This window comes from Rhizobium sp. 10N414 (assembly GCF_056394785.1).
Genome location: NZ_JBFTIN010000023.1, coordinates 58,782 through 75,935, shown reverse-complemented (window position 1 = coordinate 75,935; position 17,154 = coordinate 58,782). Strand labels below are relative to the sequence as shown.

Here is a 17,154-nt window from a genome sequence, read left to right as displayed (position 1 = left end):
GCGCCTGTGGGCAGAGCCGAGCCAAGAGAAAAGCCGCCCTATGAGACGTGGACAGCGAAAGCCGCATCCCGCTGATTTTGCGTGTTTTTCCGACGAGGTTATGCCCGCTCCAAAGCGGATCTGGCGCCGCCCCAGGAAATGAAGTTCGGGTTGGCGAAGTCGCTGTCATGCATTTGAGACGTCTTGCCGTAGGTCAGCGGCAACCCGTCCAGCGTTACGGTGGAGCCGCCCGCAGCGCGCAGCACGGCATCCCCCGCGGCTGTATCCCACTCCATTGTCCGCGTGAAGCGCGGATAAACGTCGGCCAGGCCTTCAGCCAGCATGCAGAATTTCAGCGAGGAGCCGATGTTGGTGCAGTGGGAGATCGCGTTTGCGGCGAGAAAAACATCTGTCTGGGGGCTGTTGTGGGATCGGCTTGCCAAAGCCGTCCGGTCGGCCGGTTGCGGACGCACCTGGATGGGCGTCCGCCGTGTCACCTGAAAACGGTCGTCGACAAGGAGTTTCTCGGCCTTGCTGTCCTCGCCAGCGAAGGCGACGCCGAGGGCGGGGGCATAAACGATCCCTGCGAGAGGGCGTCCCCCGCTGATATAGGCAATGTTCACGGTGAACTCGCGTCGTCGCTCGACGAATTCCCGTGTGCCGTCGAGCGGATCCACAAGGAAGAAGGATCTGCCGATCGCAGGCACGTTTCCTGCTGCCACTGATTCTTCCGCGATAATCGGCGTATCGGGGAACGCGGCTTTAAGCTGTGCAATGATAATGCGCTCGGCGCGCTCGTCGGCGATGGTGACCGGGCTGTTGTCTGCTTTCCTGGCGGTCGGGCATCCCTCCCGATAGACCTTCATAATCGCTTTGCCCGCTTCGAGAGCGGCGCGCTCAAATGTTTCGAGCATTGCTCGCCTTCCGGATCTTTTTGTTGCGCTCACCTGAAGCGTTTCACCTTTATATAAGCAATTCCCTCGGCCAAGTGAAACTTGCCAAATTCAAGCGACAGTTTCTGGGACAGAATCCAGCCTGCCCCGTGCCGCGGCATTGTCCGAAAGCGGGATGGTGTTGCAGTTTGCACCATTCTAAAGTCAAAAAGCGCTTTCTGGGGCTTCACATGTTAAAAAAAGCGAATTGTTAGTCGCAAAAAAGTCATTTTCACCAAAACGGCAAAGAACTTTGGAGCTTTGCGATTTTGCGCTTCCCTTTTGGTTTGAAAGCGGTATGAAATCCTTAATCAAGGGCGCATCAAAAGCTCTAATAACAAGAGATGTTGGCTAAACCGGCTTGCATCCAGGGGAAATGGTATATGGAATATTTTGTCCAGCAGCTCGTTAATGGGCTGACTCTTGGATCCATCTATGGCCTTGTGGCTATTGGCTATACGATGGTTTACGGCATTATCGGCATGATCAACTTCGCCCATGGCGATATTTTCATGCTTGGCGGTTTCGCCGGCCTCATCGTTTTTCTCGTCCTCACCTCCATGTTTGCGGGTCTTCCGGTTGCAGTTTTGCTGCTGGTTATGCTCCTTATCGCAATGTTGATGACGAGCTTGTGGAACTGGACGATCGAGCGTGTTGCTTATCGTCCGCTACGCGGATCGTTCCGCCTGGCGCCGCTGATCACTGCGATCGGCATGTCGATCACGCTGTCGAACTTCATCCAGGTGACCCAGGGGCCGCGCAACAAGCCGATCCCGCCGCTGGTCAGCACTGTATACAACGTCGCCGGCATCTCCATCTCGCTGAAGCAGATCGTCATCATCCTTATCACGGTGGTGCTGCTGACGGTGTTCTGGTACCTCGTCAATCATACGTCGCTTGGGCGCGCTCAGCGTGCAACTGAGCAGGACCGCAAGATGGCGGCGCTGCTGGGCGTCAATGTCGATCAGACGATTTCCATCACCTTCATCATGGGCGCGGCGCTGGCTGCTGTCGCAGGTACCATGTATCTGATGTATTATGGTGTCGTGAACTTCAACGACGGCTTCGTACCGGGTGTGAAGGCGTTCACCGCGGCCGTTCTCGGCGGCATCGGTTCGCTTCCAGGCGCTGTCCTGGGTGGGCTGATGATCGGTTTGATCGAGTCGTTGTGGTCGGCTTACTTCACCATCGCGTACAAGGATGTGGCGACATTCGCCATCCTCGCTTTCGTGCTGATCTTCAAGCCGACAGGTATCCTGGGCCGGCCGGAAGTCGAGAAGGTTTAACGTCATGGAAAATGTTGTACGTTCCGCTGACAAGCCCGCCAAAGCCGGACTTGTTCAGACGGGTATTAAAGAAGCTCTGTTTGCTGCCCTGATCGCGTTCGGCATGTTCGTGCTGTACGTTGGCCTGAAGACCGATCAGAATATCAGCAACGAACTCATCATTGTTCAGCGCTGGGGCCTCCTGGCTATATTCGTAGCGATTGCAGCCGTCGGTCGCTTCCTGACCGTCGTCTTCCTGCGGCCGCACCTTGATGCACGCAAGTTGGCGAAGGCGCGTAGTGGCGAGCTGGATATCTCGGCCGAAAAGGGCTTTTTCCACACACATTTCTTGAAGATCGCGCTCGTCGCACTGCTGCTCTATCCGGTGTTCATCTACGCCGTCGCGGGTCCGCAGGGTTCGCTGAAGTGGGTGGATAACTTCGGTATCCAGATTCTGATCTACGTGATGCTGGCCTGGGGGCTGAACATCGTCGTTGGCCTCGCTGGCTTGCTCGATCTTGGCTACGTGGCGTTCTACGCGATCGGCGCCTACTCTTACGCGCTCCTGTCCAGCTATTTCGGCCTGTCGTTCTGGGTGCTCCTGCCTCTGTCCGGTATTCTGGCAGCGCTGTGGGGTGTGATTCTGGGCTTCCCGGTCCTGCGACTGCGCGGCGACTACCTCGCGATTGTCACGCTGGCCTTCGGTGAAATCATTCGCCTGGTCATCATCAACTGGACGGATCTCACCAAAGGCACGTTCGGTATCTCGGGCATTCCGAAGGCGACGCTTTTCGGCATCCCGTTCGATGCGAGCGCCGGTGGCTTTGCGAAGCTGTTCCACCTGCCGATGTCGTCGGCGTACTACAAGATCTTCCTTTTCTACCTGATCCTTGCCCTCTGCATGTTGACCGCCTATGTGACGATCCGCCTGCGCCGGATGCCGATCGGCCGTGCATGGGAGGCCATGCGCGAAGACGAAATTGCCTGCCGCTCGCTCGGGATCAATACGGTGACGACGAAACTCACGGCCTTTGCGACGGGCGCTATGTTCGGTGGTTTCGCAGGCTCCTTCTTTGCCGCTCGTCAGGGCTTCGTTTCCCCGGAATCGTTCGTCTTCCTGGAATCGGCTGTTATCCTCGCCATCGTCGTTCTCGGCGGCATGGGCTCGCTGACCGGTATCGCGATCGCTGCGATCGTCATGGTTGGCGGCACGGAAATGCTGCGTGAGATGGCCTTCCTGAAGATGATTTTCGGACCGGACTTCACGCCTGAGCTTTACCGCATGCTGCTGTTCGGCCTGGCGATGGTCGTCGTGATGCTGATCAAGCCGCGCGGCTTCGTGGGGTCGCGTGAACCGACAGCCTTCCTCAAGGAGCGCAAGGCAGTTTCCGGCAGCTTTACCAAGGAGGGCCACGGTTGATGAGCCCTCAGGAAACAAACATGACCAGCGATACTTTGCTGAAGGTCGAGCATCTGTCGATGAAGTTCGGTGGCCTGATGGCGATCAACGACTTCTCATTTGAAGCCAAGCGTGGCGACATTACCGCACTCATCGGCCCGAACGGCGCCGGCAAGACGACGGTCTTCAACTGCATCACCGGCTTCTATAAGCCGACGATGGGCATGATCACGCTGAAGCAGAAGGACGGCAAGGAGTTCTTGCTGGAGCGCCTTCCGGACTTCCGGATCACCAAGGAAGCCAAGGTTGCCCGCACGTTCCAGAACATCCGGCTGTTTTCCGGCCTGACGGTTCTCGAAAACCTGCTCGTCGCCCAGCACAACAAGCTGATGAAGGCGTCCGGGTTCACCGTGATGGGTCTCGTGGGCATCGGGCCGTATCGGGCAGAGGCGAAGAATGCCGTTGAACTGGCACGCCACTGGCTAGAGAAGGCTGATCTGATTGATCGCGCCGATGACCCGGCTGGTGATCTGCCTTATGGCGCACAGCGCCGGCTTGAGATCGCGCGCGCCATGTGTACGGAGCCGGAACTTCTGTGCCTGGACGAGCCTGCTGCTGGCCTCAATCCCCGCGAGTCGGCCGCGCTGAACGCGCTGCTGCGCAGCATTCGCAGCGAAAGCGGCACGTCGATCCTGCTGATTGAGCACGATATGTCGGTGGTCATGGAAATTTCCGACCATGTCGTCGTGCTGGAATATGGTCAGAAGATTTCCGATGGCACGCCTGATGAAGTGAAGCAGGACCCGCGGGTTATCGCGGCCTATCTCGGTGTCGAGGACGAGGAAGTGGAAGAAGTGATTGCAGCCGTAGAGAACCTCGAAGGAGGCTCGCACTAATGACTGGCCAGCCACTTCTGAACGTTCAGGGCGTTGAAACCTACTATGGCAACATCCGGGCCCTGGCCGGAATCGATATCGAGGTCCATCGCGGCGAGATCGTCAGCCTGATCGGTGCCAACGGCGCCGGCAAGTCGACGCTGATGATGACGATTTGCGGAAGTCCGCAGGCGCGCAAGGGCTCGGTGGTTTTCGATGGCCAAGATATCACGCGTCTGCCGACGCATGAGATCGCCCGCCTTCGCATCGCGCAGTCGCCTGAAGGACRCCGTATCTTCCCGCGCATGACCGTCATGGAAAATCTCCAGATGGGCGCGGGCCTCGACAACCTGAAATATTTCAACGAGGACGTCGAGAAGGTCTTTGCGATGTTCCCGCGCCTCAAGGAGCGCCAGGGTCAACGCGGCGGTACGCTCTCGGGCGGCGAACAGCAGATGCTGTCGATCGGTCGCGCGCTTATGGCGCGTCCGAAGCTGCTGCTACTCGACGAGCCCTCGCTTGGTCTGGCACCGCTGATCGTTAAGGGCATTTTCGAGGCGATCAAGAAACTCAACAAGGAAGAAGGGCTGACCGTCTTCCTCGTAGAGCAGAACGCCTTCGCAGCTCTGCGCTTGTCGGACCGTGCCTATGTCATGGTCAACGGCAAGGTCACCATGAGCGGTTCCGGTATGGAACTTCTCGCGAATCCGGAAGTGCGTGCCGCTTATCTTGAAGGCGGACGTCATTGAGCATGACGAAGGGGAGACTTTGATATGCAGGGACTTTTCTTTGAGAGCGATACGGGCGTGCGCAGCGCCATTCGCTTGGTTGTCGTGCTGATTGGATTCTGGACGGCATGGAGGGCCGGCAGAGCCGCGGCCGAGAGCTGGAGCAACTATCCTCTGGTAATCGCCTATACGGTTCTGCTTGCTGGTGCGATGCAATTCCTGCATCACGCACTGTTCGATGGACCGGTTCTCAGCCTCTTTTACTATGTAATCGACCTGGTCTTGCTTCTGATCTTCTCGACGGCCGGCTATCGCTATCGCCGGACCAATCAGATGGTCAACAACTACTACTGGCTATACGAAAAGACGTCCCCCTTCTCTTGGAAGGCAAAACATTGACAGCCGGTTGAATCTAGGGACAGATGCCCCTCGGAGTGGAACAAGTTTCCTGGCGCAGTAAAGTGGGTAATGCGCTGGGTAGTGGAACGGAACCCGCTAAAAAATTGGGAGTAACAGAATGAAAAAGTCTCTCCTGTCGGCTGTGGCACTGACGGCGATGGTCGCCTTCAGCGGCAACGCATGGGCCGACATCATCGTTGGCGTTGCTGGTCCGCTGACTGGCCCGAACGCTGCGTTCGGCGCTCAGCTCCAGAAGGGCGCAGAGCAGGCGGCCGCTGACATCAACGCCGCTGGTGGCATCAACGGCGAGCAGGTCAAGATCGTGCTCGGCGACGACGTTTCCGACCCGAAGCAGGGCATCTCGGTTGCGAATAAGTTCGCTGCTGACGGCGTCAAGTTCGTAATCGGCCACTTCAACTCGGGCGTTTCGATCCCGGCTTCCGAAGTCTACGCTGAAAACGGCATGCTCGAAATCACCCCGGCCGCTACGAACCCGAAGTTCACCGAGCGCGGCCTCTGGAACACATTCCGTACTTGCGGCCGTGACGACCAGCAGGGTGCAATCGCCGGCAAGTATCTTGCTGACCACTTCAAGGACGCCAAGATCGCTGTCGTTCACGACAAGACGCCTTACGGCCAGGGTCTCGCTGACGAAACCAAGAAGGCTCTGAACGCTGCTGGCACGACGGAAGCCCTCTACGAAGGCATCAACGTTGGCGACAAGGACTTCTCGGCTCTCATCGCCAAGATGAAGGAAGCCGGCGTCACGATCATCTACTGGGGTGGCCTCCACACCGAAGCTGGTCTGATCATCCGTCAGGCTGCCGACCAGGGCCTCAAAGCTACGCTGGTTTCCGGTGACGGTATCGTTTCGAACGAACTGGCATCGATCGCTGGCGACGCAGTTGCCGGTACGCTGAACACCTTCGGCCCCGATCCGACGCTGAACCCGGCCAACAAGGACCTCGTTGCGAAGTTCAAGGCTGCCGGCTTCAACCCGGAAGCTTACACGCTCTACTCCTACGCTGCGCTGCAGTCGATCGCTGGCGGTGCAAAGGCTGCCGGTTCCAACGACGCTGAAGCCGTTGCTGCTGCAATGAAGGCAAAGGGCCCGTTCCCGACCGTTCTCGGCGACATGTCATTCGACGAAAAGGGCGACCCGAAGCTTCCCGGCTACATCATGTACGAGTGGAAGAAGGGTCCAGACGGCAAGTACAGCTACTTCCCGCAGGAAGCCAAGTAAGGGTTCATCCCCCGCTTGTGCGAAATTTGGAAGCCCGGTCGCAAGACCGGGCTTCTTCTGTTTGGCCCATCGGGCTTTTTGGGCTACTGGCTAGAAAGCCAACCAGCATTCGGAACAGGTCACCATGTCCAAACCACGCATTCTCGTTACGCGCCGCTGGCCGTCAGCCGTCGAACGCATCCTTTCGGAACGGTTCGATGTAACATTGAACCTGCGCGATGAAGCGATGAGCGTGGAGGCATTGCGCCAAGCGATGGATGAGTACGATGCCATCTTGCCGACGGTCTCCGACAAGTTGCCCGCAGCCGTTTTCGATGTCGTGACGCCGCGCACGCGCATACTCGGCAATTTCGGGGTCGGCTACAATCATATCGACACCAATGCCGCCAAGGGCCGCGGGATCGTCGTGACGAATACGCCCGACGTGCTGACCGATTGCACGGCTGACATCGCCATGCTGCTGCTACTGACAGTGGCCCGGCGCGGCGGCGAGGGCGAGCGTCAGGTCCGCTCCGGCGAGTGGGCCGGGTGGTGCCCGACGCACATGATCGGGACGAAGGTCACCGGCAAAACCGTCGGCATCATCGGCTTCGGGCGCATCGGCAGGGCGTTCGCACAACGTTGCCATTTCGGTTTTGGCATGGACGTGGTTTTCTACAACAGATCACCGGTCGATCCGTCGGAAGCGGCGCGCTACGGGGCACGGCAATTGCCGACGATTGAGGAGGTATTGGCGCTATCCGACTTCGTGTCCCTGCATTGCCCAGGTGGTGCGGTAAACCGACACCTGATGAATGTGGGTCGACTTGCGGCAATGAAGCCCGGCGCCTTCCTGATCAATACTGCACGCGGCGATGTCGTTGACGAGGTGGCTTTGATCGCCGCCCTGAAGGACGGCGTCATTCGTGGTGCCGGGCTCGACGTATATGCGGCCGAGCCGCACGTACCGGATGCGCTGAAAGTCATGGAGAATGTTGTTCTGCTGCCGCATCTCGGCAGCGCGACCGAGGAAACCCGCACGGCCATGGGGATAAAGGTGGTGGACAACGTCACTGCCTTCTTCGAGGGGCGGTCGCCGCCCGACCGCGTTGTTTGATCTGCCTCTTCCTCCGCGAGAGTTTTGCTAGAGGCTGAGTTCGAAGAGTAGCTCGCCGTCTCGATGGCCGATCAGGCGCCAGCCGGCGCGTCGGTAAAGCCTTTCGGCTCTCGTCGCGGGATCCGTCGTCAAGCGAATCCGCTCGAAGCCGGCGGATTTCAACGTTTGACACGCGCGTTCAAGCAGGGCACGCCCGATCCCGCGACCGCTGTACTGCTCGTCCACGAACAATGCCCAGATGAAGCCGTCGCGGGTGTCCGCCGCCGAGAAGCCGGCGACTTTGCCATTTTCTCCCCCGACAAAGATGCCGGGATTGGCAATGAACCAATTGATATCGTCCAGGGTAACCTTGGAGGGATCGGACAGGATGTTCTCCGATACCCCGGCGCGGATTTCGACGATCCGGGCAATATTCTGATTTGTCGCCCTACGGATCAATGCTGCGCTCTCCGACTCTAGATCGTTCACGTCTCATGCAAGACATGAGCGGCCTTGACCGCCGCCGAGGCACGGTTTTCGACGCCGAGCTTCACATAGATCTGTTCGAGATGCTTGTTCACGGTGCGCGCCGACAGGCCGAGAATCTCGCCGATATCGCGGTTGGCCTTGCCTTTCGCAATCCATAACAACACTTCGGATTCCCTCTGTGTCAGCGAGAAATGCCGGCGCAGCACCTCGTCGTCGGCCCGCGCGTTGTTTGCCGTCAGGCGAAACAGATATTCATCCGGACCGATCGCGCCCAGGAAGGCCAGCTGAAGCACGTCCTTGCCGGCATGCGAAAGCGAGATCGCGCCCTCGCGCGCCGAGGCCGGGCGGGTCTTCATCCACTCTGCAATCCTGCCGACCACCGTGTCCATGGCATCATCTCGGTTCATCGCAGCGTTGGCGAGGCGTGTTGCCTGTGGCGTTGACCAATGAATATCGCCGTCGCCCTTGACGGCGAGCAAATGTCGGCCGGCAGCGTCCAGCGCAACGCGCGCGCTCTGTGTGGAACGGGCGTTGCGCAGATGGACGCCGATCCGCGCTCGCAGCTCGTCGATATTGATCGGTTTCGTCAGGTAGTCGACGCCTCCGGATTCGAGTGCACGAACGACATGCTCGGTTTCTGTCAGGCCGGTCATGAAGATGACCGGTATCTGGCTGATTGCCGGGTTGGCTTTGAGTCTCCTACAAGTCTCAAAGCCGTCCATGGAGGGCATGACCGCATCCAGCAGAATGAGATCGGGCGTAATGCGCTCCACAATATTCAGGGCAGCCGAGCCTGACGTGGCGATCAGGACCGAGAATCCGGACTGCTCCAGAGCATCGGTCAGGAACCCCAAAGCCTCCGGCGAGTCATCCACCAGCAGAACAATGTCGCGCGGGAGCTCAGCCAAGGGTTTCTACCTTCTCGTCAAAACGGTGCAGGAAATTCATGAGGCCGTTCAGATCGAAGGAGGCCGCATAGGAGCGAAGTTCTTCTGTAAATGGCTGATTTGCTTCTACCTTGGCAAGGTCGCCGAGCTTTGCCTCGATGCCTCTGATGTAGCCGATTTCGGCGAGCCGCAACAATTCCTGAACATGGGAGTGTCCTGGACTGACCAGCGGCCGGTCGTGCTTGGCGGGGGCGGGCGGGATCGCCTCCGCATAGATCCACCTCAAACCCAGATGGAGCGCAAGCTTGTCACGCAGTTGCTTGATGTCGACAGGCTTGCCGATGGCATCATTGTGGCTGTCATCGCTATCGCGGTGTGCGGCGGCGTCGCCGATATTGGCGGACAGCATGACGATCGGGGCAGTCTGGCCGTTCGCGCGCAGGCGCGAAACGAGTTGCCAGCCATTCATGCCCGGCATCGAGATATCGACCAGGAAGAGATCGGGCTGGATGCCTTCGATCAAAGTCAGGCAATCGGCTCCGCTTGCCGCCGTCAGCACGACGAAATCAAGTGGGGCGAGCACCTCGCGCATCATCTCGCGGTGGTCCTCATTGTCGTCCACGACGACGATCGTGCGCCGAGGACCGTCGTAGCTGACGATCTTCTTCTCCTGTGGCGGGACCGTCATTTCGCGAGGCACGGCGGAAAGCATGAGGCGAACGCGGAAGACCGTTCCGCGATCCTTCTCGCTGCTCACCGAGATTTCGCCGCCCAGCGTGTTGGTCAAAAGCTGCGTGATCGTCAGACCGAGGCCAAGGCCCGGCATCGGCCGGACGCTGTCGGCTTCGCCACGCTGGAACGGCTCGTAGATACGGCTCAAGTCCTTCTCGGCAATGCCGCGACCGGTGTCGCTGACCGTGAAGGTGGCGACCTGGCTGCGATAGCCAACGTCGAAGGTGACCCTGCCTTCGTCAGTGAACTTGATGGCGTTGGAGAGCAGATTGACGAGGATCTGGCGCAACCGCTTCTCGTCGGTGCGTACGAAGTGGGGCAGGGCGGGTGAGCGGTCGTGATGGAACGTCAATCCCTTGGCCTGGGCCTGAGGGCGGAACATGTCGACGATTTGATCCAGGAAATCCTGAATGTTGATCTCGTTGGAATAGACCTGCAGGCGCCCGGCTTCGATCTTGGAGATATCGAGGAGACCGTCGATAAGACCGGAGAGATGCTCGGCGCTGCGGCGGATGACCTTGATCGACGACTGTCGTGGAGTGGGAATGGTTTCGTCGCGTTCGAGAATCTGCGCGTAGCCGAGCACGGCGTTCAGCGGCGTGCGCAATTCGTGACTAAGGCCGACGACATAACGGCTCTTCGCACGGTTGGCGGCTTCAGCTGTTTCCTTGGCGGTCTGAAGGGCGGCGTCGGTCTTCTTGTGCGCGGCGATTTCCTTCAGCAGCAGCGTATTCTGGCGAGAGGATTCTTCCTCGGCAACGACCCGGCTGTCATGCGCGAGCACGTAAAACCAGCAGACGACTCCCGCAATCACCGCGAAGACGAAGAAGACTACCAGGATCGTTCCGTTGACGACGTCGGCGGTTTCGGGTGACGCCGAGGAAACCTGATGGGCGATCATCGCGAGGATGGTTCCGACGGCCGTCAGGGCGAGCACGACGGCGATGCCATAGCGACCGAGGCGTGTGGTCAGCTTCTCAACGACGCTCCCCGGCAGTACTGCCTTGGCGACCGTGCCAACCTGTGCGTTGAAGCGCGCCTTCGGCTTGCACATGTCGTGGCAGCGGCTGTCGAGCGAACAGCAGAGCGAGCAGATCGGTGCCGCATAGGCCGGGCACCAGGCCATATCTTCAGGCTCGAATGGATGCTCGCAGACGGAACAGGTGATGTTGGTAAGGTTCTTCCAGCTGTGGCGCGGCTTGCGAGCGAGATAGAACCTGCCCTTCGTACTCCAGGCGATCAGCGGCGAGGCGATCAGCGCGACAACAAGCGTGATGTAAGGCGCGAGGGAGGCTGCGATGGAGCCGAAGACGCCGAAATGCGCGACCAGCGCGATGCCGGCCGATAGCGTCATGGCGCCGAGGCCGACGGGGTTGATGTCGTAGAGGTGAGCGCGCTTGAACTCAATGCCGGGAGGCGCAAGGCCGAGCGGCTTGTTGATGAAGAGGTCCGCCGAGATCGTGCAGAGCCAGGCCATGGCGATGATCGAGAAGATGCCGAGCGTTTCCTCGAGCAGCCTATAGATGCCAAGTTCCATCAGCAGAAGGGCGATCGCCACGTTGAAGACGAGCCAGATGACGCGGCCGGGATGGCTATGAGTGAGGCGGGAGAAGAAGTTCGACCAGGCGAGCGAGCCTGCATAGGCGTTCATCACATTGATCTTCAACTGCGATACGACCACGAAGGCAGCCATCAGCAGCAGGGCGGCGTTGTGCCAGGGGATCATGTATCCAAAGGCGGTCAGATACATCTGGGCGGGATCGGCGGCACGATCAACCGGCACGCCGGACGCGAACGTCAGCACGACGAGGAAGGAGCCGGCTAGCAGCTTCGGCGCCCCGATGATCACCCAGCCTGGGCCGGCGAGGAAGACCGCGAGGCGGTGGCGCCATTTCGTCTGCTTCTCCGGGGGTAGAAAGCGCAGAAAGTCGGCCTGTTCGCCGATCTGCGACATCAGCGCCAATATGACGGCTGAGGCGGCGCCGAATTCGACGAGATCGAAAGGTGCGACCGTGCCCGGCGGCCCCGAAGCATGGCGAATGCCGGCAAAGGCGCGCCACAGATCGAATTTCTCCCAGTCCATCACGGCGATGAAGAGGAAGGGCAGGACATTGAGGACGATCCAGAAAGGCTGGGTCAGCAACTGGAATCGGCTGATCAGCCGGACGCCGTGCGTCACCAGCGGAATGACCATGACGGCGCTGATGATGTAGCCGATCCACAGAGGGATGCCGAGCGTCAGCTCCAGCGCGCCGGACATGATCGAGGCTTCGATCGCAAACAGCATGAAGGTGAAACTGGCATAGATCAGGGACGTGACCGTGGAGCCGATATAGCCGAAGCTCGCACCGCGGGTCAGCAGGTCGATATCGACGCCGTGGCGGATCGCGTAGCGGCTGATCGGCAGGCCGATGGCGAGCATGGCGATCGAGGCGACGATGATGGCGTAGAAGGCGTTGGTCGTGCCGTAGGAGAGCGTGATGGCGCCACCGATCGCTTCCAGCGCCAGGAAGGAGATGGCACCGATTGCCGTCTGCGAGATGCGCTGCGAGGAGAACTGCCGGGCGCTCTTGGCGGTGAACCGCAGCGCATAGTCCTCCAGCGTCTGGTTCGCCACCCAGCGATTGTATTCGCGCCTGACCGGAATGATGCGTTGCCGCGCTGCCATGCGTTAGTGCCAGCCCCTTTGTTCCCCTTGTCATGCGTTCGTAACATGGAACCACGCGAGGCTTAAGAGTGCGGCGCAGCACAGAACTGCACATTTCGCCCCGTCACCTACGTCATATCACGTATACGCTTTCGCAGTGCAGCACCGGATAGTCCTTTAAGCAACAGTTAACTTCCGTTTTCGGCCTGTTGTCTAACAAGAAGAGGGGATCAACCAGATGAATCTCAAGTCCTATATCACGGGCGCCGCACTCGGCGCCGTCATGTCGGCCACGGCCGCATTCCACGGAGCCGTTGCGGCTGACGACACCATCAAGGTCGGCGTTCTGCACTCGCTGTCCGGCACGATGGCGATCTCCGAAACGACGCTGAAAGACGCCATGCTGATGCTCATCGACGAGCAGAACAAGAAGGGCGGCCTTCTCGGCAAGAAGCTCGAAGCTGTCGTCGTCGACCCGGCCTCCGACTGGCCGCTGTTTGCCGAAAAGGCACGCGAGCTGATCGAAAAGGACAAGGTCGCCGCCGTCTTCGGTTGCTGGACGTCCTCGTCGCGCAAGTCGGTCCTGCCGGTCTTCGAAGAGCTCAACTCGATCCTCTTCTACCCGGTTCAGTATGAAGGCGAAGAGTCCTCGCGCAACATCTTCTACACGGGTGCCGCTCCGAACCAGCAGGCGATTCCGGCCGTCGACTACCTGATGGAAAAGGAAGGCGTTAAGCGCTTCGTTCTCGAAGGCACCGACTACGTCTATCCGCGCACCACCAACAAGATCCTGGAAGCCTATCTCGTCTCGAAGGGCATTCCGAAGGAAGACATCATCATCAACTACACGCCGTTCGGCTTCTCCGACTGGCAGACGGAAGTGAAGAAGATCAAGGAATTCGGCGCGGCCGGCAAGAAGACGGCGGTGGTCTCGACCATCAACGGTGACGCCAACGTTCCGTTCTACAAGGAACTCGGCAACCAGGGCGTCAAGGCAACCGACATTCCCGTCGTCGCCTTCTCGGTCGGTGAAGAAGAGCTTGCCGGTCTCGACACCAAGCCGCTCGTCGGTCACCTCGCTGCCTGGAACTACTTCGAGTCGGTCGAAAGCCCGGCGAACAAGAAGTTCATCAAGCAGTGGCACGAGTTCACCAAGAACGACAAGCGCGTGACCAACGACCCGATGGAAGCTGCCTATATCGGCTTCAACGCATGGGTTAAGGCTGTTCAGGCTGCCGGCACGACCGACACGGACAAGGTTCTCGACACGATCATCGGCACCACGGTTCCGAACCTGTCGGGCGGCTATGCGACCGTCATGCCGAACCACCACATCACCAAGCCGGTTCTGATCGGTGAAATCCAGGCGAACGGCCAGTTCGAAATCGTTCAGCAGACCCCGGCGGTCGTTGGCGACGAATGGTCCGACTTCCTGCCGGACTCCAAGGACCTGATCTCCGATTGGCGCAAGCCCATGAACTGCGGCAACTTCAACGTTGCCTCGGGCAAGTGCGGCGGCAAGGGCTCCTGAGTGCGAACCACCCCGTCACTCTGACGCCTGAAGACTTCCGCCCGGTCTCTCCTGTCCGGGCGGAAGGTCCATCTCCGGAGCGCAGCCTTGATGCTTCGGACGGCGGCGGTTCCATGGTGGATCGATGCCGATTTAAGGGCTTATTTTTCCCGATTGCGCCGGAAGGCCAACGATAACCGAGGCAAGAGAGCCGATGTATCGCGCCATCAAGATTTTGCTTTTGACCCTATGCCTGGCCATGCCGGCTTTTGCGACCGCGCTCAAGGCACAGCAAGACATTCACCCCCTTATCGATGCGCTTGGCGTCGGCGATTTCCCTGAGCGCGAAGCCGCGATCAAGGCACTGGTCGCCTCCAAGGACCCGCGTGTCGGCGAGATCCTGCAGTTGCTGAGCGATGGTCAGCTTTACGTGAATTCCGAGACCGGCGGTCCTGTGCTGGTGCAGGGCGGCACCGAGGATGAGCCGACCTATGCCGACCCGATATCAGGCGCGGTCGTTTCCGACGTCGATCCGGACTATATGTCCAAGGTCAAGATCAACAACTCGCTGCGTACGGTGATTGCCACCGCCACCAGCCAGCTGACGCTCCTGAGCGCGGATCGGGGCGCGCGGCTTGCGGCAGCCCAAGGACTGCTCAAGGACGCCGATCCGGCAAATCTTGACCTCCTCACGTCGGCGCTGGCTGAAGAAAACGACGCCGAGGTCAAAAATGCGATGGAAGCGGCGCGCGCTGTCATGGTGCTGAAGAGCGATGTCAGCGCCGAAGAGAAGAAGGCCGCGATCGATACGGTCGCTGCGCGCGGCGGGCGCGATGCGCTGACCATCCTGAATTCCGCGATGGCGACCGCGCCTGAGGAACTGAAGGGTGCTATCCAGACCCATGTCAACGCGATCAACCGCAGCCTGGCGCTTTGGGATGTCGGGCAGAACATCTGGTACGGGCTGTCGCTTGGCTCGGTGCTGCTGCTGGCCGCGATCGGCCTTGCCATTACCTTCGGCGTCATGGGCGTCATCAACATGGCGCATGGCGAAATGGTGATGATCGGCGCTTACACGACGTACGTCGTGCAGGAGTACATCAGCTCCGCATTTCCCGAACTCGGAAACTATTCGCTGGCCTTCTCCGTGCCGGTGGCTTTCGTCTTCACCGGCTTTGTCGGTCTTGTCATCGAGCGGGTCGTCATCCGTTATCTCTATGGCCGGCCGCTCGAAACGCTGCTCGCCACCTGGGGCGCGTCGCTGATCCTGCAGCAGGCGGTTCGCACGATCTTCGGCCCGACGAATCGCGAGGTGCGCAATCCAAGCTGGATGTCCGGCGCATTTGAACTGGGCGGGCTCTCGATCACCTGGAACCGCCTCTGGATCATCGTTTTCTCGATGGCTGTGTTCTTCGCGCTGCTCGTTCTCCTGAAGCGCTCGGCCTTCGGCCTGCAGATGCGCGCGGTTACGCAGAACCGCCGCATGGCCTCGTCGATGGGCATCCGCACCGGCTGGGTCGATGCATTCACCTTCGCGCTCGGCTCCGGCATTGCCGGCATAGCGGGCGTCGCGCTCAGCCAGATCGACAACGTGTCGCCTAACCTCGGGCAGAGCTACATCATCGACAGCTTCATGGTCGTGGTCTTCGGTGGCGTGGGCAATCTCTGGGGCACGCTCGTCGGTGCGCTGTCGCTCGGTGTCCTCAACAAGTTCCTCGAGCCCTTCGCCGGCGCCGTGCTCGGCAAGATCCTGGTGCTCGTCCTCATCATTCTGTTCATCCAGAAGCGTCCGCGTGGGCTCTTCGCACTCAAAGGAAGGGCGGTGGAAGCATGATTACGGCCTTCCTGCTTCGGTCTCTCGACCATAAGATCGTCGCTGCGATCGTCATTCTGCTTGCAGTCGCCGTGCTGGTGCCGGTTCTCAACCTGATGACCGCGCCGACCAATCCGCTGCATATCCCGACCTATATCATGGCGCTATTCGGCAAGTATCTCACCTACGCCCTGCTGGCGCTGGCGCTCGACCTTGTCTGGGGCTTCTGCGGCATTCTCTCACTTGGCCACGGCGCCTTTTTCGCGCTCGGCGGCTATGCGATGGGCATGTATCTGATGCGACAGATCGGCTCGCGCGGCGTCTATGGAGACCCGATCCTTCCGGATTTCATGGTGTTCCTGAACTGGAAGGAATTGCCGTGGTTCTGGTACGGCTTTGACAAGTTCTGGTTCGCGGCGCTGATGGTTCTGCTGGTGCCGGGACTGCTGGCCTTCGTGTTCGGCTGGTTCGCCTTCCGCTCACGCGTCAACGGCGTCTACCTGTCGATCATCACGCAGGCGATGACCTACGCGCTGCTGCTAGCCTTCTTCAGAAACGACATGGGCTTCGGCGGCAACAACGGCATGACCGACTTCAAGGAAATTCTCGGCTTCAACGTTCAGGCTGATGGCACGCGTGCTGCGCTGTTTGCAGCGACCGCCATCTTCCTTGCACTGTCGCTCATGATTGCCTCGGCCATCGTCCGCTCGAAGTTCGGCAAGGTGCTGGTCGGCGTGCGTGATGCGGAAAGCCGCACGCGCTTCCTCGGCTACCGCGTCGAGCACTTCAAGCTCTTCACCTTTGTCGTCTCCGCGATGATGGCGGGCATTGCCGGTGCGCTTTACGTGCCGCAGGTCGGCATCATCAACCCCGGCGAATTCGCGCCGGCCAACTCGATCGAAGTGGTCATCTGGACGGCAGTCGGCGGACGCTCGACGCTGATCGGGCCGATCATCGGCGCCATTCTGGTCAACGGCGGCAAGACGATCTTCACGGGCCTTTTCCCCGAGTTCTGGCTGTTCGCGCTTGGCGGTCTCTTCGTGCTCGTCACGCTGTTCCTGCCAAAGGGGATCGTCGGGACCATCGGCCAGTACTTCACGCGCCGCAAGCCGAAGACGGAGGCGATCCCGCCCGCGCTTCAGGAAGAGGGTGTCGATGCAAAAATCCAGCCGGCGGAGTAA

General features: G+C 59.8%; 14 protein-coding genes. 10 read left to right on the top strand and 4 right to left on the bottom strand.

What is annotated here, in order from left to right; all coding sequences use genetic code 11:
* Positions 1 to 98 precede the first annotated feature (98 nt).
* Positions 99 to 893 carry a 3'(2'),5'-bisphosphate nucleotidase CysQ gene (gene cysQ, locus AC1DE4_RS20175; RefSeq protein WP_169683570.1) on the bottom strand — a complete coding sequence of 265 codons (795 nt, stop codon included), beginning with the start codon at positions 891 to 893 and terminating at the stop codon, positions 99 to 101.
* A gap of 401 nt (positions 894 to 1,294) precedes the next feature.
* On the opposite strand from cysQ, the gene AC1DE4_RS20170 reads away from it, so the two are divergent.
* The 7 genes from AC1DE4_RS20170 to AC1DE4_RS20140 all read left to right on the top strand — a co-directional run bounded on the left by AC1DE4_RS20170 (position 1,295) and on the right by AC1DE4_RS20140 (position 7,916).
* Positions 1,295 to 2,197 (top strand): branched-chain amino acid ABC transporter permease, encoded by a 903-nt coding sequence (locus tag AC1DE4_RS20170; protein ID WP_018858215.1) that lies wholly within the window; start codon positions 1,295 to 1,297, stop codon positions 2,195 to 2,197.
* Positions 2,198 to 2,201: 4 nt separating this feature from the next.
* The gene (gene livM / locus AC1DE4_RS20165; protein ID WP_018858216.1) at positions 2,202 to 3,596 is read left to right on the top strand and encodes a high-affinity branched-chain amino acid ABC transporter permease LivM; all 1,395 of its coding nucleotides are present in this window, start codon (positions 2,202 to 2,204) and stop codon (positions 3,594 to 3,596) included.
* Positions 3,597 to 3,616: 20 nt separating this feature from the next.
* Positions 3,617 to 4,471 (top strand): ABC transporter ATP-binding protein, encoded by an 855-nt coding sequence (locus tag AC1DE4_RS20160; protein WP_018858217.1) that lies wholly within the window; start codon positions 3,617 to 3,619, stop codon positions 4,469 to 4,471.
* Positions 4,471 to 5,199, top strand: coding sequence for an ABC transporter ATP-binding protein (locus tag AC1DE4_RS20155; RefSeq protein ID WP_477882681.1), 729 nt, complete (start codon positions 4,471 to 4,473; stop codon positions 5,197 to 5,199). The genes AC1DE4_RS20160 and AC1DE4_RS20155 overlap by 1 nt, the downstream gene beginning before the upstream one ends.
* Before the next feature lie 24 nt (positions 5,200 to 5,223).
* Positions 5,224 to 5,577 (top strand): DUF6867 family protein, encoded by a 354-nt coding sequence (locus AC1DE4_RS20150; RefSeq protein WP_018858219.1) that lies wholly within the window; start codon positions 5,224 to 5,226, stop codon positions 5,575 to 5,577.
* Positions 5,578 to 5,695: 118 nt separating this feature from the next.
* Positions 5,696 to 6,820, top strand: coding sequence for a branched-chain amino acid ABC transporter substrate-binding protein (locus tag AC1DE4_RS20145; RefSeq protein ID WP_018858220.1), 1,125 nt, complete (start codon positions 5,696 to 5,698; stop codon positions 6,818 to 6,820).
* 124 nt (positions 6,821 to 6,944) lie between these two features.
* The gene (locus AC1DE4_RS20140; RefSeq protein WP_018858221.1) at positions 6,945 to 7,916 is read left to right on the top strand and encodes a 2-hydroxyacid dehydrogenase; all 972 of its coding nucleotides are present in this window, start codon (positions 6,945 to 6,947) and stop codon (positions 7,914 to 7,916) included.
* Positions 7,917 to 7,943: 27 nt separating this feature from the next.
* Here AC1DE4_RS20140 and AC1DE4_RS20135 read toward each other — a convergent pair whose 3' ends face one another.
* From AC1DE4_RS20135 to AC1DE4_RS20125, 3 genes are read right to left on the bottom strand one after another with little or no spacing between them, the layout of a single operon-like run.
* The gene (locus AC1DE4_RS20135; protein ID WP_477882679.1) at positions 7,944 to 8,354 is read right to left on the bottom strand and encodes an N-acetyltransferase family protein; all 411 of its coding nucleotides are present in this window, start codon (positions 8,352 to 8,354) and stop codon (positions 7,944 to 7,946) included.
* 26 nt (positions 8,355 to 8,380) lie between these two features.
* Positions 8,381 to 9,292, bottom strand: a complete 912-nt coding sequence (locus tag AC1DE4_RS20130) for a response regulator (RefSeq protein WP_018858223.1) — start codon at positions 9,290 to 9,292, stop codon at positions 8,381 to 8,383.
* Positions 9,285 to 12,671, bottom strand: coding sequence for a hybrid sensor histidine kinase/response regulator (locus AC1DE4_RS20125; RefSeq protein ID WP_169683566.1), 3,387 nt, complete (start codon positions 12,669 to 12,671; stop codon positions 9,285 to 9,287). The genes AC1DE4_RS20130 and AC1DE4_RS20125 overlap by 8 nt, the downstream gene beginning before the upstream one ends.
* 217 nt (positions 12,672 to 12,888) lie before the next feature.
* On the opposite strand from AC1DE4_RS20125, the gene urtA reads away from it, so the two are divergent.
* The 3 genes from urtA (at position 12,889) to urtC (ending at position 17,154) form a co-directional block, all read left to right on the top strand.
* Positions 12,889 to 14,181: an urea ABC transporter substrate-binding protein gene (urtA, locus tag AC1DE4_RS20120; RefSeq protein WP_018858225.1), complete on the top strand. Its 1,293-nt coding sequence runs from the start codon at positions 12,889 to 12,891 to the stop codon at positions 14,179 to 14,181.
* Between the two features lie 193 nt (positions 14,182 to 14,374).
* Positions 14,375 to 15,994, top strand: a complete 1,620-nt coding sequence (urtB, locus tag AC1DE4_RS20115) for an urea ABC transporter permease subunit UrtB (RefSeq protein ID WP_169683564.1) — start codon at positions 14,375 to 14,377, stop codon at positions 15,992 to 15,994.
* Positions 15,991 to 17,154 carry an urea ABC transporter permease subunit UrtC gene (gene urtC / locus AC1DE4_RS20110; RefSeq protein ID WP_113470934.1) on the top strand — a complete coding sequence of 388 codons (1,164 nt, stop codon included), beginning with the start codon at positions 15,991 to 15,993 and terminating at the stop codon, positions 17,152 to 17,154. The genes urtB and urtC overlap by 4 nt, the downstream gene beginning before the upstream one ends.